Here is an 18,784-nt window from a genome sequence, read left to right on the forward strand (position 1 = left end):
AAATATTCAAGCTAACAATGACTCAGGTTTATATTATGACTTGTATCATAAAGCCGCCTTTAATATAGGGTGTCAATTGAATATAATACGGTCAAGTAAAAAGCGAATTATGAGACAAATAAAAAATGGTACTATTGATTTTTATCCTGGTCTGACTTTCACACCTGCACGTGCCGAATTTGTTTTATTTATTCCTAATGGCCTGCCTTCATTAGATATAGGATTAACTCGAATAGATGTCGAAGAGATCAAAGGCCCTGAAGATTTCGCGGGAAAAATACTGTTGTCAACCTTCGGCTCAACAGAACTTATTCGTCATCAACATGCATTAGTTGTGAAACGTCCATCTGAGCTGAGCCACTCGATAGCAATAAACCACATTTTGGCTGGCCGAGCAGATGTTTATGTCGATGAACTTTCTACTATCGCGTATCTATTGAAAGACAATTTAAGAAAAAAAGAGCTTAAATATCATTTAAATTGTTGTGGTGGTTTAACTGATTTAACGATGGGATTTTCAAGAAAATCTATTCATTATAGTGAAGTTGAAAATACTTTGTATAATCCAGAAAAACCACTGAGTTTTGATAACTATCCTATGATGCTTGGTTCTAATAGTATTGCATACCGTTTTTACCAGTCGTTATTATTATTAAAAGCAAATAGCTATACCGATAAGTTATATTTACAATATTTTGGCTTTGATGTGCATAGTATTCAAACCTATAACGAAGATACCGAGGAGAAAATTAAGGACTAAAATGTTAGGAGCCTGCTAAATATCGATCCTTCAACCTTGAAAGAGTAAATAAAATTACCTATTACTAGATATAATCCTAAACTTTGGTTGAAGGCAGGTCTCAAGAATATGAACTGCAATCGTCTATTATTAACATTTAACATGCTTTGCTGTATTGGAGATATTAACGCCAACACCGACGATATTGATTCAGGTGTCACCGATCAAATTTCATTGGTTGCCAATTTCTAGACAGGGAACTTTTTCTATTCAGGCAAACAGTCCTGTTGATACTGCAAATAAAGGTGCATATTACTTGATAATATACGCTTACATTTCGTAAATTAAATATCATAAAAGAGCAGTAATTAAATTGTTATTTAACTCAAGTTTTTAATTGCTCGGTCGATAACAAAGTATTGATCATTATTATAAGTTGGGTTTATGTCTATCAGTGTAGGTCAAAATAGTTCAGCCGCAGCGCAAAATACTTCTGGTGCGGAGTTGCTCACAGCAGCGTTATCTAAAAGACAACAAGAAGTTGAAGGAAAAATGGTATTACAGCTAATTCAATCAGCAAGTGTTAGTAATTTACCTGCGCCATCGGGCAATAGTGGTTTTAATGTTAACATCAAAGTGTAAATAACCTTTGGTTATCACTCCTGTGTGTTCAATTAATGTTTAAATACAGCGAGCAGGTTTTGGTAATCCCGCGTATTTAGTGGCCTGTTTGGCGGGACCTTCAGGAAATAACTTATACAAATATCGGCTGCTTGCCTTCTCTTCACCAAACTCACTCTTCATTGCTTTAGTTAATGCACGGATAGCCGGAGAGGTGTTATAGGTTAAATAAAACTGTCTAACAAAATTGATAACTTCCCAGTGGGCATCAGTTAGTTCAAATTCATCATGTTTTGCCATAACAAGTGCTAACTCTTTTTTCCACAATAAATGGTCAAGTAAATAACCTTGTTTGTCTGTTGTAATGATATTGCCTTCAAAATTTAATGTTACTGCCATGTGATCACTTTTTTATGGTTAAAGGTTAATTCTACAACATCAGCCATGTCTATATGGTTAATGGTTGCTATCGTTTCAATAGCTCTTGCCTGAGCATGCGTTGTAATAACATTGATGTTAATCGTGCCGTCTACTCGCTTGAGTAAGCTATCCATCAATGAGTGTTTAAGGTTATAACAACCATCATCCATCAATACGATAGAATCTTGATGATCCAATACGCTTAAACACTGTGCGAAATCATTGGTGGCAAAAGCTGATTGCCTAACTAAATGTAAAGTGCTCATGGTGTTCCTTAAAACCGTAGTACATGTTGATGGCGATTCAGTGCTTTACCAAACTCAATACTTGTTAATACTTGCACATCATTAATATGAAATGTTTCATTAAGCTGACGATTAACTAAGGACTGTTGGCAAGCATAGATGTCTTCAATATCGTAGAATTCAAAAGCTGAAAATGTTTTCAAATAATCTTTAATTGAGACTAAACGACCATCTTGATTAGCAATTAACTGATAAACGCCATCACCTTGAAAAAATAACGAAACCTTTTGCTCAAATGAACCAAAAATCAATGCAACATCAAGAGCATCTTTACCGTGATTACTGCTAAAAGGTGCTTTACTATTGATAATGGCTAAACCGGATTCTTTAGGTAAAATAGCGGGCGTTTGTTGCTCTATTATTGTCATTAAAACTGTACCAAGCGAGAAGCTTTTGTCGTTAACTCAACCAGTTCGCCTAAACCCGATACGGTAAAGGCTTTGTTTACTTGTTCATTGTCTATTGAGTCACAGGCTATACCGCGCTTTTCAGCCGCAGTAATACATATATGTAATGGTAATTGATATTGTTGCTGTAATCGTTGCCAGTGCGCTATTGCCTGGTATTCATCACTGGCAATGCTAGTGTTTTTGTTCGCATGCATTGCACCATCTTGATAAAAGAATACACCAATAACATTGATGCCAGCGACTAAAGCGGCCTCAACATACGTTAATGCTGTAATTGTTAAGTGGCTATAAGGGGGAGTAGTTACTACTACAGCAAGAGTTTTCACAACACATCCAAACTATAAAGAAAATAAAGAGTAAAACAGCTCAAAAAAAAGCCCCGCAATTGCGAGGCTTTTTATTATAAAACATTATAAATGATTATTATGTTTTTTAACGAAACTTTTTAGATTTAACTAATCGTCGTTGCCAAGTACACCTAATAAACTCAATAAATGTACAAAGATATTGTAGATGTTTAAGTATAAAGAAACAGTGGCACGAATGTAGTTACGTTCACCACCATTAATTATACGGCTTGTATCATACAAAATTAAACCAGACATAATCATGATAACTGCAGCACTAATCGCTAGTGAAAGGGCAGGGATGGCGAAGAAGATGTTAGCTAAACTTGCTACCACTACTACAATCAAACCAACCATCAAAAAGCCACCCATAAACGAGAAGTCTTTTTTACTGGTTAACGCATAACCTGAAAGTGCGAAAAATATTAATGCAGTTCCGCCAAGCGCTTGCATTATCATCGCAGGTCCGCCGGGCATTGCAGCGTATGCACTAAGCATAGGGCCTAATGAAGCTCCCATTAAACCGGTAAAAGCAAAAATCCAATAAACACCACTAGCAGAATCAGCTTTTTTGTTCACAACAAACATTAAACCGAACGCGACTAACATCATAATAAGCGCAGCACCGTGTGGTAGGTTCATTGCCATTGAAATGCCAGCTGTAACGGCACTAAATGCAAGTGTCATTGATAACAACATGTAAGTATTTTTCAATACTTTATTAATTTCTATCGCCGAACTTTTACTCGCCGTTTGAAAACTCATATTAGATTGCATAAAACTTCCTTAAGAATTTAATTCTATTTACTTGTTATAAGCTAAGATAAGGTCATTTTAGATAAGTTCAAGTTTTTATTATTTAAATAACCAAAGAACTGACTTACGCTAACTTAGTGCCTTATGACATATTATGGCATGGTGATTTTTAAAATACTACGCTTTGCTTTGTTTAAAAGTGGCAATAATTTGTTTTATTTTGTAACCATTAATTAAAAAAACACCGGCTATTCAACATAGAAAGTGATGTTAGTTAACATTGAACCCACTCTAATCCTAAGGATTGGTAGCTGTTAATAACAGCTTGTTTTCTTTTACAGCTATTACTATGATCGTTAATCAAACCCGATGCTTGCAGATAAGCATATACAGTGGTTGAGCCAAGAAACTTAAAACCTCTTGTCTTTAAGTCTTTACTTAACACATCTGAAATAGGGGATGTGGCCACGTAATCAGCCAATTCGTTTATATCACTGACTTGCACTTTGTTATCAACGAATGCCCAAACATACTTAATAAAGCTACCAAACTCCTCTTGTATCGCCATAAAGCACTTAGCATTGTTAACTGTTGCGGCAATTTTACCTTTATGACGGATAATACTAGCGTCGAGGACCAAACGCTCCTCATCAGCTAAAGTATATTGCGCTACTTTAGCTACATCAAAATTTGAAAACGCTTTTCTATAGCCATCACGCCTTTTTAATATGGTATACCAACTTAAACCCGCTTGCGCTGACTCAAGAACTAAGTACTCAAACATTTTATTATCTTCGAGAACGGGCACACCCCACTCATCATCATGGTATTTGACATAGTCTAACTTAGTAGTGTCTAACCAAGGGCAACGGCAGGTAATGTCTGCTGTCATGGTGTAATCCTTCTTTAATTCATTTAAATTGCTTTAAAAAAAAGCAAGCTGACTGTTTTTTTAGCAAACAAACCTAAAATAGGCATAAATACTAAAATAGTGCTTTACAACGTACTAGAGAGACTTTAATATCCGCCTCGTTCTCAAGCAAGCATTGTTTTACAAGCTTATTTGTTAACTTCAGGTGAGATGGCTGAGTGGTCGAAAGCACTGGTCTTGAAAACCAGCAAGGATTTGTAGTCCTTCTAGAGTTCAAATCTCTATCTCACCGCCACATTAAAAAGAATGGCTAATAAATCATTAGCGGTTTTTGTTTTAAAGTATAAAGAAAGTGAACCAACTTTATACTCGTTAGTTTCAGGTGAGATGGCTGAGTGGTCGAAAGCACCGGTCTTGAAAACCGGCAAGGGTTTGTAGCCCTTCTAGAGTTCAAATCTCTATCTCACCGCCACATTCAAAGGGCCGCCGTAAGGCGGCCCTTTCTCGTTTTTAGGCTAAAAAGTATCGAGGGTAACTGAAAGGTAACTCAAAAAGGTAACTCAATTGCTAATTTCGACTTTTGACAGTGGGAACAATGTGAGTTTTTCTGTCGTAATCAGCCGTTTGTTTTGTAGTTGTATGGCCAGCAGCGTTTCTTTTTTCTTCTAAACTGCCTTCAAAATCGCTTATCCCTTTGGCTTTTAGATCGTGAAAAGTGAAATCCATTAAATAACCAGTTGATTTTCTTGCGCGTTCCATCGTTGATACCCAACGATCACGAAAACCATTAGTACCATAACCTGAACCGTTAAACTGATGAATGACATACATTGAACTAATTGATGGGTTCACTTTGTTTGCGTGAGAAATAGCTTTTTTGAGACGTGGAGACCATTCTTTTATTTGTTTCTTGCCAGTTTTACCTTGTTTGATATAAATACCGTCAGCAATAAGTTGTTCTTTTCGTAATCTCTCAACGTCACCACGCCTAGCCATACAAAGGTAAGATATTTCAGCAGCGGCATAGATGACGGGACAAGCGTGATCTAGCAACGCTTGATATTCAACATCTGTGACGTAACGGTCACGCGCTTTTTCGGTAAACTTCCTTACACCGACACAAGGATTCACCTTTATTTTTCCGCGTTCATACGCCCATGAAAATATGGCTTGTAATGCAGATTTGTGACGGTTTGCTTGACTAATCCCAGACTTAACAGCTTTCTTATCCATGAACATGCGTACATGCTTAGGTTCAACCTTGTTGATGTCCATCTTGCCAAAAGCTATCAACAAATCCTTTTTGTAACCTAGATAATCCTTTTGAGTACGGGGTGCTTTGTCGATGAATGATGCGCTGAGAAAGAACTTTTCAAACAAACTAGCAACCGAATTGAAATTATCCAATGCTGCACATTCTTTTTCGTATAACATCCAAACAAGCGACTTAGCAACGTCCAATCCACACAAACGAATTTTCCCGCCAGATTTTGGTTGAAATACATATGCCACTTTTGTTTTATAAACCCGAGGTGGCATCCATTGATCTTCAGCTTTGCGTTGTTGAGTCACAGTCTACACCTTAAAAATCTAGGTCAAATCCGTCATCTTTAGCTATTCGGTTCTGTCCTGCTTGCTCTATCCATTTGTTAGTTGTACGTACTTGGCCGTCCTTACCCTCAATATAGTAAATTTTATGCTTTCTGAGACATTTTGCGACATCCGCAGGCTGAACATAACCAGTCAATTGCCTAAGATCTTCTTTATCCAATATTGACAACATCAGTGATGTCTCCTTTTATCAATTGGTTCAAACAACGATATTTATGACTATAGGTTTGCGTTAAGTTAAGATCTAATGTTTGATGGCTCATATTCAATACCTTTAGTTAGTTGGTTTAATAACTTCCATTGAGGTTCAATACTCAATCCGTAATAGCAGAGTGCTAATTTCTATTACGATTAGTTACTCGATTTAAAGTAAATATAATGTATTAGAATGCAGCTTACAAGGTCTTGAATTCCTAGGGTCTTTATTTTTAAAGGGCTGCGCACCATTAACGCCTGCGGCGCAGTACTTTGGGATTTGTGAAAAAACTTTAAGTTTTTTTGATTGGTAGCATTTGAGGAATGTTTTTCTTTAAAATTGTTGTCGCTAAGTTAAGTTGCCCATAATTACCTAGGCTTTGAACGGATGATTATTTAGGCTTACATTATCTAGTGATTTTTAGGTTAGCATTTGCGTAACTAATGGCAGCAGATCCGACACATTGCAGATGTTAGGAATTTGGTGAGACTTACGACAACTGCTAAACAATTGCGGACATTAAGCCTTTGCAAATTCAGTAGCATATTTAGGGCAATATTAGGTAAGATTTTCTGATCATTTGTGGGGCTGGTTTAAGCTTGTAGCTGCCTGTGGTGTTTCATCTCAGAACGCCAACTGATGAATAAGACAGTCCTTGTGTAGCAGACTGTCTTTATAACCTGATTAATATGATCTTACTTTGAAAGCTCTACTGCTGTATCAACAAATATTCCTTGGATATCTTTAGCTTCTCTTTCTGTTTGACCACCGTGCTTTAGAAACGCAGCAATAATCCTTTGCGTTTTTTCTTCTTTAGCGCGTTCAAGAAAATATCGCAACTCTAGTTCACTACCCACGTCTTCATCTTTAATAGAAGCAGCAATGATTTCCTTATACATTACGATATCACGAACTTCCCATGCACTTACTAACGACAATAACTGTTCAATATAAGCGTCTAACTCTACTTTAGGCACAAACTGAGTAATGATGTTTAACGCCTCCGCTTGCTGAGCAGTGAAGTCTGCACCAGTTAGTAATGCTTGCAGTGCTTTACCTTTACCAAGGCGGCGTGCAAACTGAACAGCACCTTGACCTCCCGTTGGAATATTGATGTACAACTCTGGCTGAGCAAAAGCCGAATTTTCAGTACCGTAGGCTAGATCACATGCCATAACAAATTCATTGCCACCACCGCGTGCTACGCCATCGACTATTGCAATTGAAAGTTGTTTCATTGCTTTTATATTGCCAATCATATGGTTAAATTCAATTGAAGCTGCTTGCCCTCCTTGACTACCATTAATTACATTTAAATCCAAATGAGCAATAAAAAATGTATCATGAAATGATTTAAAAATAACGACTTTAGTTTCCCTGTCATCTTTTAGTGATAATACAAAAGCGTTAATCTCATTGATTAAATCTATAGTTAAAATATTCACAGGAGGGTTTTTAATTAATATGGTAGCTACGCCAGCTTCTTTAGATATCATTAATTTAGTCATCATTATTTCCTATTCAGTTAGATAGTAGAATGACACTATTTGTGTCACTTCGAATTCATGTAGCTACTTTAAAACTATATTAAGACTCAATAAACAGACTAATTTGAACTATAATGATTCCAAAAAGGCACCAATGGAGTCGTTATGGATCTCGCAAGCCGATTATTACTATTATTAGAAGTTGCTGAATTAGGCAGTTTTGCAAAAGTTTCCGAGCACAGGAACGTCAATAGATCTGCTATATCGAAACAAATAAGCAAGCTTGAAGAAGAGCTTGGCATTCACCTATTGAATAGAACAACGCGTTCATTGTCATTAACTGCGGCAGGGAAGGAAATGACTAATCAGGCAAAGCATTTAAGAGAATTGCTCAATAACTCAAAACGCCTTGCACAGAATTACCATAATGAACCACGAGGCGAACTTAAAATATCTAGCTCAACGTTATTTGGTCGTCAATACGTCCAACAAGCTATTCTTAAGTTTCAACAACTGTATCCTGATATCCGTATTGAATTATTATTAGAAGACCGTGTAGTGGACATTGTAGGAGAAGGCTTTGATATTGGGTTTCGTATCGGTGAGCCTAAAGCGTCAAATTTAATTTCTAAACAAATAGCGAGGAATAGGTTATTAATTGTTGCCGCACCGAGCTTTATTGAAAAATATGGCTTGCCAACTACTGTGCCAAAGTTAGAAGCCTTACCAGCGGTTGTGTATTCAACTCAAGGGTTGATAATTGATAAAATAAAATACCAAGATATTAACAGGGAAGAAGCTTTTATCCAGCTCAATATCGCTTACAAAGTAAATGAAGTTGAGATGCTAATTAATACTGCATTGGCAGGAAACATGCTAACGGTTACAACAGCTCAGATGATCGAAAATGAAATTTTGGAAGGCAAGCTTACTCCTATAATGACCCATATCGACTTAACTGATTATGGGACGTTTTACGCCGTATATCCACATCGTGATTCACCATTAAAAACTAGGCTTTTCATGGATGTATTAAAGGACATTGTTGGTGATAAAACACCTATTTGGGAGTCACGTATTCCTGGATTTGAAAAGATGTATGGTAACTCAAAATAAAGCAGACCTGTTTGTAATAATCTCTAGTGTTTTCTTTGCGACAGTACTTAGCATTACCAAATCTGTTATAGATGTTTCCTTCTAACGGTAAGTTAATCTTAAGAGCAAGCAGGCGCTAACCTCTTTTTAGCTCATTTTTGAAGTCATGCGAATGCGACTTCCTGACTGGCAGCAATGGTGGGATTTTTGCCAGTCAGGCCATTCGACTCATTGGAAAAATTTATGGTCAAACAATACATATTTATATCTGTGGGGAACGTCCGCTAACGTATCAAAGTGATCATTAGAGTAGGTGATTTTGACCTATAAAATAGGTCTTCAATGTGGAAAGTGATAGTTAGTTTCTATCTCACTGTGGGGTACATAGCGCCATAGATTTTTAACTTTAATCTCCCCTTATGCATCCCCCAATTGGCTGTCATTTACTTATATTATTAGCGACTGGGAAGATAATTGTTAGGTAAAAGCCTAAATGTTGGTGGTCAGTTTAACTTAGTCACTACATATATCTTTATGGTAGGTTGACCAAAATATTGATAAGGCTCTAACCTGATTATAAATTAGGTTAACTTGAATAGTAATGCTTGTTGACAACGTTATCAGCTTGTTGCAATATGTTTGTAGTCAAAGTTAACAGTTGGAATAATATGAAAGTACAAATTAAGAGCATAACTCAATGGAGTGGGGTGCTTTTACTGAGCTTTGCCTCATGTTATGTCAATGCAAATAAGCTCATTAAGCCGAATATACTTTTTATTGCGGTTGATGATTTAAAGCCGCTTATTCGTGATTATGGAACAGCTAAAGTTCTTACACCCAATATTGATAAATTGGCGAGCCAAAGTACTGTCTTTACCAGTGCTTATTCTCAATATCCGGTATGCGGGCCTTCTCGCATGAGCATTCTTACAGGGTTGCGACCAGAATCAAATGGCATTATGAATTTGAAAGATAAGATTCGTGATGTTAACCCAAGCGTTATAACATTACCTCAGTTTTTTAAAAATAAGGGTTATGAAACAGCGGCAGCAGGGAAGATTTTCGATCCAAGGAACACGACGAGTCGCAGCAAAGAAGAAGTTTTATCTTGGTCAATTCCCTATCAAAGGCCTACACACGGACTAAAGGGTAAAACCCGTTTAGCGGTTGAGTCTATTGATGCCCCTGATGAAAAATTTGTCGATGGCGGTATTCTTAAACGTGGTAAAAAATTACTTAAAAAAATGGCAAATAAAAACAAACCTTTCTTTTTAGCTGTTGGTTTTAAGAAGCCTCACTTACCATTTGTAGCACCAAAAAAATATTATGATTTATATAACAGAGAAAGTTTTGATTTAGCAAGTTACCAAAGTGCTCCAGAAGATGCTAATACAACTTATTTATTTCATAAAAACCAAGAATTGAGAGGGTATAAACCAACGCCTATTAAGGGTGAAGAGATAAAGCATTATCCAAAAGGTAAACTATCTTCTGCCCACCAAAAAGAGTTATTACATGGCTATTTTGCCTCGGTAAGCTTTATTGATAGCCTTGTTGGTGAATTACTCGAAGAGCTTGAAAAAACAGGAAAATCTGAAAATACGATAATTGTTTTTTGGGGGGATCACGGTTTTCATTTAGGTGACCATGGCTTATGGGGCAAGCATACTACTATGGAGCAGGCTAACCATGTTCCATTAATTATTAAAATCCCAGGTAGTAAAGCTAATCGTTACACTAAGCCTGTTGAATTACTTGATGTTTTTCCTTCACTAAGCGAAGCCGCAGGACTTTCAATACCCAATAACTTGCAAGGAAAAAGCTTAGTTTCTCTTGTAACAGGAAAGCTGAAATCAATTAATAAAGTCGCTATTAGCCAGTACAAGCGAAAAGGAGCGTATGGCTATTCAATGCGTACAGAGCAATATCGATATACCCAGTGGGTTACACCAAGTGGTAAAGTTGTTTATCGTGATTTGTATGATCTTATTAACGACCCCCTAGAAACCAAAAATATCATCAATACACCAGAAGGAAAATTGTTAGAGGTTGGGTTGAACAAGCAACTTCATACCAACAGTGCAGGTTTAAAAAGATTGAAATTATAGGGACTGGAATAAATTAGCGTGAAGATAAAAAGCCATTATCTATTTTATAGATAATGGCTTTTATTTGTTTCAATTACATATTATAGATAATTGATTTGATAACGATATTTTAAGTGTTAACTTCACGTTGACTTATTTATAGCTCTCTATTGATGTGATAACTGATTAATGAGCTAGCTCTAGGCCGAAATATAGTTAATGTGTTCGAGGTGTAAACGCTCAGTTTAAACGTCACCTTCATTAATCCTATCAGAGAAACCCCTTAATTAAGTGCTTGTTATCAGGTCTTTATGTTTTCTGTGTAGGTTTTTGTCTGCTGTTTAATTGACATTGTTTTCATTGTTTTTATATCTAATATTTAATCATAAAAATATTTTTATGATTATTGTAAATGTAATTAAAGTGTATTAAATTGTATTGACAACGATATCAACTGGTGTATTGTTAAGCTATCTAATAATAAAAATAATATTGCACAAAGTAATTATTATGAATATAACTATGTCACTAAGAGAAAGGGTTTAATGATGAAACGAACTTTTAATAAAACACTACTAAGTGTAAGTATTCTCGCTATTCTTAGCGGAGCCACTATCGTTCAAGCGGCTGAAACTAGCACAACAGCTGAAGTTGAAAAGAAAGCGAGTGCTAAAAATGCTAAAAATAAAGATGACAAAGGAATTGAAGTCATTGAAGTTGTCGGTACCCGTGGCAGCTTAAAACGTTCTATGAATGCAAAACGTTTTTCTGATCAAGTAATGGATGGTGTTTCTGCTGAAGATATCGGTAAGCTACCTGATAATAATATTGCCGAAGCACTTTCTCGAGTTGTTGGTGTATCAATGTCTCGTGCTGATGGTGAAGGTGAGTTTGTCAGTATTCGTGGTATGGCGCCAGGGCTAAGCCAAGTGACTTTAAATGGTCAATCAATGGCGAATAGTAACAGTAAATCTATTACCAGTAATGGTGCATCAAGTCGTAGTTTTAATCTAAATAACATAGCCAGTGAAATGGTTGCCGGAATAGAAGTCTTTAAAAGCCCAATTGCAAGTATGGTGGAAGGCTCTGTTGGTGGTACGGTTAATTTGAAAAGCCGTAGCCCTATTGATGCCGGTAATAAAGCAACCATCACAGCTCGTGCTGATTATAATGAAAATGCCGATGCGGCAGGTGGCGGCTTAAATTTATTCTTAAATAGCGTCAATGATGCTGAAACTTTTGGTACTTCTGTTGCTATAAGTTATTTTGACAGAACTACGCAACGTAATAGTTTTGAAAGTCGCGGTTGGGCGCTGCAAAAAAAAGCGCCTTATGTAAACGAATATAACGAAGATGGTACGCTAAATAAAGCTGGTGTTAGTGATACACCTGTCTATCGTATTGAAGATATTCGTGCCAACTTTAGACACGATGAGCGAGAACGTATCAATGTTAATGCTAAAGCACAATGGCTAATTTCAGATGAGTTAGATTTTAGTGTTGATGCGCTTTATAGCCGTCAGCAACGTAATTTTATTTCAACCAACTGGGATGTTGATTTTAGAGATAATGATAAACTGATTGTTGACATGGACAGTATTGTAATTGATGGCGAAAATGTTGTATCACAAATTGCCAGCGCCAATGACAAGGCAGGTAAAAACTATAATCATGAACAAACAGGTTTTGATCGTGCTTATGATGATGAAACCATTGCGGTAAACTTTACACTTGATTACATGCTAAATGACAATTGGACCATAACACCTAAAATTGGCTATAGCCAAGCGACAGGTTTACGTGATGATATTAACCCTTTATTCAGTACCAAAGTTCAAAATTTAGGATACAGTTTACCTAATGGTAGTTACATGCCAGAAATTATTTACCCAACTGACCCTGATGAATTAGCGGCAATGAACCCTGAAAATCTTCAACTCGATGTGATGAACTATAAAAGTTTTGAAGTAGAAGATCAGCAAGGTTACGCACAATTAGATTTATCTACTGATTTAGACAATGAATATATCAGCTCAATTGAATTTGGTGCTCGTTATAATGAAATTCAAAAAACTAACCAAGTATTTCAAGATAAAATTCAAGCTGATATTTTAGAGGCAAATGGTGGCACACAAATTATTTTATCGGATTATTCAAATTATACAGTAACGGATGGCATGTTAGACAACGCGCCTGTAGATGCTTGGTATGTGCCTGACTTTGACAAAATCGATCAAGAGTTTGGCCACCTTGTTGAAAAGCTGGAAGTCCAAAGAGAAAATTATGAAATAACTGAAAGTGTCACTGCTGCTTATGTTCAAGCCAATATTGATACAGAATTCTTGACTATTCCTGTACGCGGTAATCTTGGGGTTAGGTATGTAGACACAAAGATAGAGTCAACCGCTTATAAATTCTTAGCAGGTGAAGATCCAGCTTTAACTGAATCAGACAAAGATTATCAAGATGTACTGCCAAGTATTAATTTAGCCTTTAACCTTAAAGATGACTTAATTTTACGTACTGCTGCCGCTAAAGTAATGGCGCGCCCTAACCATGCTGACATTGCACCAGTATTTCGAGAAATACGATCATGGGATGCAGAGGATGGCGGTAAGTATATCATCGGAAATCCAGACTTAGACCCGTACCGTGCAAATCAGTTTGATTTAAGTGCTGAATGGTATTTTGACAGTGAAGGTTTACTTTCTACAGGTATCTTTTATAAAGACATAGAATCCTTCATTACCACTAGAACTGAATCAACAACATTGCCAGGTATTGGTGATGATACACCATATGAAGTCACTCAACCTATTAATGGTGAAGGTGGTGTTGTACAAGGTTTTGAAGTTAGCTTTCAACAAGCTTTCTATATGTTACCAGAGCCGTTTGATGGCTTAGGTACCGCAATAAACTATACCTATAATGACAGCCAAACGGAATTGATTAACAACGTTACCGGTGAGTTTATGAGCTTACCTGGCTTATCACAAGATACAGCTAACTTTATGGTTTATTATGAAAAATATGGCTTTAGTACTCGTTTGGCATGGAACTATCGTAGCGAATACTTTAATCAGTTCTCTTGGTCTGAAGAGGCGCTGTATATAGAAGCTTATGATCAGTTAGATTTCCAATTGGGTTATGACTTTACTAAGAAAATGTCTATTAACTTTGAAGCGAAAAACATTACTGATGAGCAAGTATATGAGTATGTTGGTAACCCGTCTCGTGCTTATGCGGTTCGTGATAACGGCAGAACATTTAGCTTAAGCTTTAAGTATGCACTATAAGCTCTGATTTTAAGTCATATTGACGTGAATCAGCATAAAGGCTCTTCTTATGTAATAAGAGCCTTTTAAAACTAGAATTTTAGGAGAATAGTGATGAATAAACTAAATTTAATTCCCTTTGCTTTGTTGTTAGTCGTTAGCTTTAACAGTCAAGCAGGTAAACAAGAATATTTTAATAAAATAGATATTGATCAAAACCAGGTGTTAGATAAAGCTGAATTTAGCAAACATATGAAGAAATACTTTGCTAAACAATCTATTACGGATGAATCGATACAAAAGAAAAAAGTTAATAACGGCTTTAAACGTAAAGATAGTAACAGTGATGGTCAACTAAATTTTGATGAATTTTCAAGTCAAAAATAATATTATTTTGTCCCGTCCTAAAGTAAGGTGGCGGTTTTAATCGAAGGCCAGTAGCTTTGCTCCTGGCCTTTTTTGTGCTCTTGGATTGGTCGTTTTATAGGGAAACTACCAATACGGCCTAATTTTATTGTTTTTTTAGCCTGAAATGTGCTTTCAATAGTAAACCTATGACATGGTCTAATTGATACTCCTACCCAGTTAAGACATAATTGACTTAACTGGGTATACAAATTAAAAACCGTAAAACATATTCAAAAGAATTCAAATTAGATGTAACTGTACTCGTTAGAAAGCATAAAACGCTATAGCAGAAGCCACTAGAAATTTAGATGTTAGTGCTTAAGTGCTTGGTCGAAGGATAAAATAAGCTAAAAATAATGATGGCCATGCTTTTAGAGGAAGTGGATAGCTAACACCAGAGCAAGATGAAATCCGTAAACTTAAAGCTCAAGTAAAGCGCCTAGAAATGGACATTGAGATATTAAAAAATCAGCCTACCTTATGACTCAGCCCCCATCAAAATAGGAACACGAGAATTATCCTAAACTTTATTTTAATCTGGAAAGTACTCGTTTACCTTTTGGCGATTTTATATCAATTAAAAAATATGACTAAGGAGGATCAGCGGACCCTATATTGGCGCTAGTAATCGATCTTTACTCTCGTAAAATTGTCGGTTGGTGCATGGGAGCAAGAATTAAAGCTCAGCTTGTGATGCGCTGACAATGGCAATGTGGCAACGGAAACCCAAGGCTGGATTGATAGTTCATTCAGGTCAAAGTGTTCAATATGCGAGTATTTAGGTTACATAGCTTTGTTGGTAATATGAGTAAGAAAGGTTACTGCTGGGATAATGCGGTAGCTGAGAGCTTCTTTGGTACCCTAAAATTAGGGTTACAGAGTCTAAATTGCCTATTGCATAATACGAATGTTTAGCTGTTCTTTACCAAAGCTAATAATGAATAGTTGAATATCAATGTGTGCTTTTAATAAGGTTAGTATTGTTAGCATTACTATTTTATAAATAAACAATAACGACCAGTATATAAATTACTTATGGTTCAATAACCTTCAGTACTCTATTAACATTTCCTTAGTACTACTATCTCAATACATCTATATACGGTGACTCTGATTAACCCTTCTAATTTTATCGTTATTTGTTTTAGTCATGTTAACCATCACTTAAACAAATAATCATAAAGGCTATTAAATGACTTTTTATATATAAATAAGTGCCTATTAACATAAGTTAATAGGCACTTATTTATTAACGTTTACTTACTAAGCTTATTCACCAGTAATAATTACATTATCAATATATGCATTTTCACTATTTTTGTTAGCCTTTAGCACCAATTTAATAACTAAATTATCAAGTCCTAACGCATCACTAGGTAAAGTAAATGAATAATCTTCCCATGCACTTACCGATGTTTCACCCAAGGTAATAAACAAGCTACCACCATCAATAGAGTATTCTGCTTTCAATGATTCACCTGAATCTAAACCATTAGTTTTAACACTAAATGATAACGTTGCTGCAGAATAGGCTGCAGTAGAAATAGTGGTTTTCATTCGACTGGCATTAGTAAGTTTTGCACCATAAGAGCCTTCAAAAGCAGATGATAAGGTAGCATCACCCGAAACACCTGATACAGCCCAATCACTCAGCGTTCCACTTTCAAAATCATCACTAAATATAACCTGTTCAACAATATCAGCAGGAACTAATGCAATTATTGCATCCGCAACGGGTTCTAATGTAGTCCATTCATTGATTGATACATCATAGAATTTTTTAGTAGCATTTACTGCATGAGGAATATTCCTATCATTTAGTACACCAACAAAATCTTTAACAAAAGCAATTTGACGGGCATTATCATAATCATCACCTTTGTTATAATTACCTGCCATCCAAGCACCTTCCCAAATAGGGATACCTGTATCTACACTCCAAGCTACAGCCGCATCAGCTCTCTCAGTCATTAACGTAATTTCAGCTGCACCACCATCCCAATAATAATGAGGGTTAGTTGGATCTGTACTTGGACCTGAAGCATAACCTTCGTGGAATTCGCCAATTAAATAGTCATTGCCAGCGGTTGGAATATCAAGTTGGTTCATACGGGTTGGATCTGAACGTTTATGAGCACTAAAGATCACGATACGTTCATCATTTTTACCGCCAGTACCACGTATCGCGGTAACTGCTTGTTCATAGGCTTCATTTAATTGGTTAATAGGCTCATCTGAAAGCGGACTACTCGCCGCAATTTCAACAATCAAATCAAACATTAATTCATAAGGGTAATCTTTATAATGAACAGCGATATCTTCCCACCACTGTACCCAAGCGGCTTGAGTTGACTCGGTGGGGTTATCTTCAAAGGTATGTGATTGGTTGGCGATAATTGGAATCATCCCATTATCTAATGCATCTTGAATTTGTTCATCTAAAAATGTAAATACAGCTGTTGGTGAATCATTAGCAATACGCAAACGAATATGCTTGAAGCCTTTATCAGCAAACTCAACGGTAGCAACGGCAGTATAATCCTCTATCTTATTGGGCACTTCTGACCAAGTTGAATCTACCCCGGCTTTCATTAATTTCACCATATCTTGTGGTGTAATAGGTGTTTGTGAATTAAGCACTTCCCCGTGGCTTAACGTGCCATAACTTGCTAATAATACGAATGAAATTGCTTTTGTTGTTAAAGATAGTTTTTTAGTGAATCTGCTTTTTAGTACGTTAGTCATAATCATACCTCTTTTGTTATTATTATAATTTGTATAGAGATATATCTAAAACTTTGTCCTAGCGATAAATATTCTCACTATAAAAAGTATCATAATTGATATCGTTGTCAACTTTATTGTAACGATAAATATAGCAAAACTTACAAGTTGTTCAGTTTTAATTAGTTTTAATTAAATTTATTATTTAATTTTTACCCGTTTATAATTCTAATGGTAGCAAATACCACTTTAATGACTTGCCTAAGCTAAACGCTGACGGCATCAATGGTGCCAAAGAACAGTTACTTGTATTCAATTAACTTATATTGGCTATCTAGCAATATTGTAGACAACACTTTTAGGTAATAGGATACTTTTGTGTTACAGCTGAAGAGTTAACGAAAAAGGTGATTACGGAATATTTAGCCCATCATTTTGGTAAATAAAGTGACAGCTTAGAAGTGTAATAATTGTTTTAGCGGAAATGAGAGGTTTTAAATATAAATTCTAACTCGTTGTTTTTAGACTGTTTTTGTTTTTTTGATTTGGTTTAATTTAATTAATTATGTTTGATGATAAATCTATCCATAACTCTTTACGCATTAATGGCGTGCTTGCCGGCACTAAAGGGTTATCCAAAGAAAATACTTTTCGATTTTGTTTTTTTACTTTGTTAATAAGATGTCCATAATAAGTCGTAAATAATTTGTTGAAGCTGCCATCTATTAATGCTTTTTCTAAGCCAGATTTTATATCTGAAGCTAAGTCATTATTGCCCTTTTTAACATAGAAATAATAAGCTGTAGGGTAATGAATCATGCTACTTTTTTCTATCATGATATTAAGTGTAGGGTAGTTTTTTATTTCGTTAAACACTTGCAAAATGGAACGTGGAAAATAATCAAATCGGTTTTTATCTAGCATTAACCATAGTCCGTTAAAACTGCTACCTGTTTCTACGTATATGTTATTTCTTTGCATTATTTCGGTATCACTCCAAAGGTGAAATAAACCAGGCGTTAATTTTTTAAAGTCGTCTAGCGTTGTTAAAGACTTAAAAATATCTTTATTTTTTGTATTTACCATCGGAATGCGCCAACCGTTAAGTCCTTTGAGTAAAGGAAATTCTATCGCTAAATGATTTTCTAAACGGTATGTTGTTGCACCAGCAAAAATAACATCAAACAATTCATCTTGCTCCATGTATGCAAAAGCACGATCTTTAGGGATTTTTTCAGTAAAAGGCACTAGTTGATAATTTTTTTTTGAATTATAACTAAGTACATGTTGTAAGAGTTCAACGCTGTATTTGTTTTTACTACCAAAGTAATGAATGTCTTTAATTGGTTCCTTAGCGGTAGCAGAAATTGAAAATATGAGTAATACGTAGATAAAACACCGTATTTTTGAAGTCCTTTTCATATTACTCTCT

At 35.8% G+C, this 18,784-nt stretch carries 17 protein-coding genes, 2 tRNA genes and 1 pseudogene; 9 read left to right on the plus strand and 11 right to left on the minus strand.

Going from position 1 to position 18,784, the window contains the following annotated elements:
* Nucleotides 1-109: 109 nt before the first annotated feature.
* Nucleotides 110-760, plus strand: a complete 651-nt coding sequence (locus tag CXF85_RS16620; protein WP_442871878.1) for a substrate-binding periplasmic protein — start codon at nt 110-112, stop codon at nt 758-760.
* Nucleotides 761-1,183: 423 nt separating this feature from the next.
* Nucleotides 1,184-1,381, plus strand: coding sequence for a hypothetical protein (locus CXF85_RS16625; RefSeq protein WP_101229764.1), 198 nt, complete (start codon nt 1,184-1,186; stop codon nt 1,379-1,381).
* Nucleotides 1,382-1,420: 39 nt separating this feature from the next.
* Here CXF85_RS16625 and CXF85_RS16630 read toward each other — a convergent pair whose 3' ends face one another.
* The 6 genes from CXF85_RS16630 to CXF85_RS16655 form a co-directional block, all read right to left on the minus strand.
* Nucleotides 1,421-1,759 (minus strand): TusE/DsrC/DsvC family sulfur relay protein, encoded by a 339-nt coding sequence (locus CXF85_RS16630; protein ID WP_101229765.1) that lies wholly within the window; start codon nt 1,757-1,759, stop codon nt 1,421-1,423.
* Complete coding sequence (tusB, locus tag CXF85_RS16635; protein ID WP_101229766.1) at nt 1,750-2,046, minus strand: sulfurtransferase complex subunit TusB; 297 nt, start codon at nt 2,044-2,046, stop codon at nt 1,750-1,752. The genes CXF85_RS16630 and tusB overlap by 10 nt, the downstream gene beginning before the upstream one ends.
* 8 nt (nt 2,047-2,054) lie before the next feature.
* Entirely contained in the window at nt 2,055-2,453 is a 399-nt protein-coding gene (gene tusC / locus CXF85_RS16640) for a sulfurtransferase complex subunit TusC (protein ID WP_101229767.1), read from the minus strand.
* The gene (gene tusD, locus CXF85_RS16645; protein ID WP_101229768.1) at nt 2,453-2,821 is read right to left on the minus strand and encodes a sulfurtransferase complex subunit TusD; all 369 of its coding nucleotides are present in this window, start codon (nt 2,819-2,821) and stop codon (nt 2,453-2,455) included. Before tusD ends, tusC begins: the two co-directional genes overlap by 1 nt.
* Before the next feature lie 129 nt (nt 2,822-2,950).
* Nucleotides 2,951-3,619 (minus strand): Bax inhibitor-1/YccA family protein, encoded by a 669-nt coding sequence (locus CXF85_RS16650; RefSeq protein WP_198555662.1) that lies wholly within the window; start codon nt 3,617-3,619, stop codon nt 2,951-2,953.
* Between the two features lie 253 nt (nt 3,620-3,872).
* Nucleotides 3,873-4,490, minus strand: a complete 618-nt coding sequence (locus CXF85_RS16655; RefSeq protein WP_101229769.1) for a DNA-3-methyladenine glycosylase I — start codon at nt 4,488-4,490, stop codon at nt 3,873-3,875.
* A gap of 183 nt (nt 4,491-4,673) precedes the next feature.
* Here CXF85_RS16655 and CXF85_RS16660 point away from each other — a divergent pair.
* Nucleotides 4,674-4,764 (plus strand) — tRNA-Ser (locus CXF85_RS16660).
* 86 nt (nt 4,765-4,850) lie between these two features.
* Nucleotides 4,851-4,941: transfer RNA gene (locus tag CXF85_RS16665), tRNA-Ser, on the plus strand.
* A gap of 95 nt (nt 4,942-5,036) precedes the next feature.
* Here CXF85_RS16665 and CXF85_RS16670 read toward each other — a convergent pair.
* From CXF85_RS16670 to CXF85_RS16680, 3 genes are all read right to left on the minus strand, one after another.
* Nucleotides 5,037-6,041: a phage integrase N-terminal SAM-like domain-containing protein gene (locus tag CXF85_RS16670; protein WP_101229770.1), complete on the minus strand. Its 1,005-nt coding sequence runs from the start codon at nt 6,039-6,041 to the stop codon at nt 5,037-5,039.
* Between the two features lie 10 nt (nt 6,042-6,051).
* Nucleotides 6,052-6,252, minus strand: coding sequence for a DUF4224 domain-containing protein (locus CXF85_RS16675; protein WP_101229771.1), 201 nt, complete (start codon nt 6,250-6,252; stop codon nt 6,052-6,054).
* A 719-nt stretch (nt 6,253-6,971) separates the two neighbouring features.
* Nucleotides 6,972-7,784: an enoyl-CoA hydratase/isomerase family protein gene (locus CXF85_RS16680; protein ID WP_101229772.1), complete on the minus strand. Its 813-nt coding sequence runs from the start codon at nt 7,782-7,784 to the stop codon at nt 6,972-6,974.
* 144 nt (nt 7,785-7,928) lie between these two features.
* Here CXF85_RS16680 and CXF85_RS16685 point away from each other — a divergent pair, with 144 nt between their 5' ends.
* From CXF85_RS16685 to CXF85_RS16705, 5 genes and pseudogenes are all read left to right on the plus strand, one after another.
* The gene (locus CXF85_RS16685) at nt 7,929-8,879 is read left to right on the plus strand and encodes a LysR family transcriptional regulator (RefSeq protein WP_101229773.1); all 951 of its coding nucleotides are present in this window, start codon (nt 7,929-7,931) and stop codon (nt 8,877-8,879) included.
* Between the two features lie 647 nt (nt 8,880-9,526).
* On the plus strand, nt 9,527-10,966 hold the full coding sequence (locus CXF85_RS16690; protein WP_198555665.1) for a sulfatase: 1,440 nt from the start codon (nt 9,527-9,529) through the stop codon (nt 10,964-10,966).
* A gap of 527 nt (nt 10,967-11,493) precedes the next feature.
* Nucleotides 11,494-14,241 (plus strand): TonB-dependent receptor, encoded by a 2,748-nt coding sequence (locus CXF85_RS16695; RefSeq protein ID WP_232771243.1) that lies wholly within the window; start codon nt 11,494-11,496, stop codon nt 14,239-14,241.
* Nucleotides 14,242-14,334: 93 nt separating this feature from the next.
* Nucleotides 14,335-14,607 carry a hypothetical protein gene (locus tag CXF85_RS16700; RefSeq protein ID WP_101229776.1) on the plus strand — a complete coding sequence of 91 codons (273 nt, stop codon included), beginning with the start codon at nt 14,335-14,337 and terminating at the stop codon, nt 14,605-14,607.
* Nucleotides 14,608-15,243: 636 nt separating this feature from the next.
* A pseudogene (locus CXF85_RS16705) lies at nt 15,244-15,495 on the plus strand (transposase); the annotation flags it as partial.
* Between the two features lie 402 nt (nt 15,496-15,897).
* On the opposite strand, the gene CXF85_RS16710 reads toward CXF85_RS16705, so the two are convergent.
* Nucleotides 15,898-17,373 carry a cellulase family glycosylhydrolase gene (locus CXF85_RS16710; protein ID WP_157829124.1) on the minus strand — a complete coding sequence of 492 codons (1,476 nt, stop codon included), beginning with the start codon at nt 17,371-17,373 and terminating at the stop codon, nt 15,898-15,900.
* A 534-nt stretch (nt 17,374-17,907) separates the two neighbouring features.
* Nucleotides 17,908-18,774 carry a substrate-binding periplasmic protein gene (locus CXF85_RS16715; RefSeq protein ID WP_101229778.1) on the minus strand — a complete coding sequence of 289 codons (867 nt, stop codon included), beginning with the start codon at nt 18,772-18,774 and terminating at the stop codon, nt 17,908-17,910.
* Nucleotides 18,775-18,784 lie beyond the last annotated feature (10 nt).

Origin of the sequence: Colwellia sp. 75C3, from assembly GCF_002836255.1 — a bacterium.
Classification (GTDB): Bacteria; Pseudomonadota; Gammaproteobacteria; order Enterobacterales; family Alteromonadaceae; genus Colwellia.

Coding starts and splice junctions, on each gene's coding strand:
- CXF85_RS16620 (WP_442871878.1), top strand. CDS start 110: ATGAGACAAATAAAAAATGGTACTATTGATTTTTATCCTGGTCTGACT.
- CXF85_RS16625 (WP_101229764.1), top strand. CDS start 1,184: ATGTCTATCAGTGTAGGTCAAAATAGTTCAGCCGCAGCGCAAAATACT.
- CXF85_RS16630 (WP_101229765.1), bottom strand. CDS start 1,759: ATGGCAGTAACATTAAATTTTGAAGGCAATATCATTACAACAGACAAA.
- tusB (WP_101229766.1), bottom strand. CDS start 2,046: ATGAGCACTTTACATTTAGTTAGGCAATCAGCTTTTGCCACCAATGAT.
- tusC (WP_101229767.1), bottom strand. CDS start 2,453: ATGACAATAATAGAGCAACAAACGCCCGCTATTTTACCTAAAGAATCC.
- CXF85_RS16650 (WP_198555662.1), bottom strand. CDS start 3,619: ATGCAATCTAATATGAGTTTTCAAACGGCGAGTAAAAGTTCGGCGATA.
- CXF85_RS16655 (WP_101229769.1), bottom strand. CDS start 4,490: ATGACAGCAGACATTACCTGCCGTTGCCCTTGGTTAGACACTACTAAG.
- CXF85_RS16675 (WP_101229771.1), bottom strand. CDS start 6,252: ATGTTGTCAATATTGGATAAAGAAGATCTTAGGCAATTGACTGGTTAT.
- CXF85_RS16680 (WP_101229772.1), bottom strand. CDS start 7,784: ATGACTAAATTAATGATATCTAAAGAAGCTGGCGTAGCTACCATATTA.
- CXF85_RS16685 (WP_101229773.1), top strand. CDS start 7,929: ATGGATCTCGCAAGCCGATTATTACTATTATTAGAAGTTGCTGAATTA.
- CXF85_RS16690 (WP_198555665.1), top strand. CDS start 9,527: ATGAAAGTACAAATTAAGAGCATAACTCAATGGAGTGGGGTGCTTTTA.
- CXF85_RS16695 (WP_232771243.1), top strand. CDS start 11,494: ATGAAACGAACTTTTAATAAAACACTACTAAGTGTAAGTATTCTCGCT.
- CXF85_RS16700 (WP_101229776.1), top strand. CDS start 14,335: ATGAATAAACTAAATTTAATTCCCTTTGCTTTGTTGTTAGTCGTTAGC.
- CXF85_RS16710 (WP_157829124.1), bottom strand. CDS start 17,373: ATGACTAACGTACTAAAAAGCAGATTCACTAAAAAACTATCTTTAACA.
- CXF85_RS16715 (WP_101229778.1), bottom strand. CDS start 18,774: ATGAAAAGGACTTCAAAAATACGGTGTTTTATCTACGTATTACTCATA.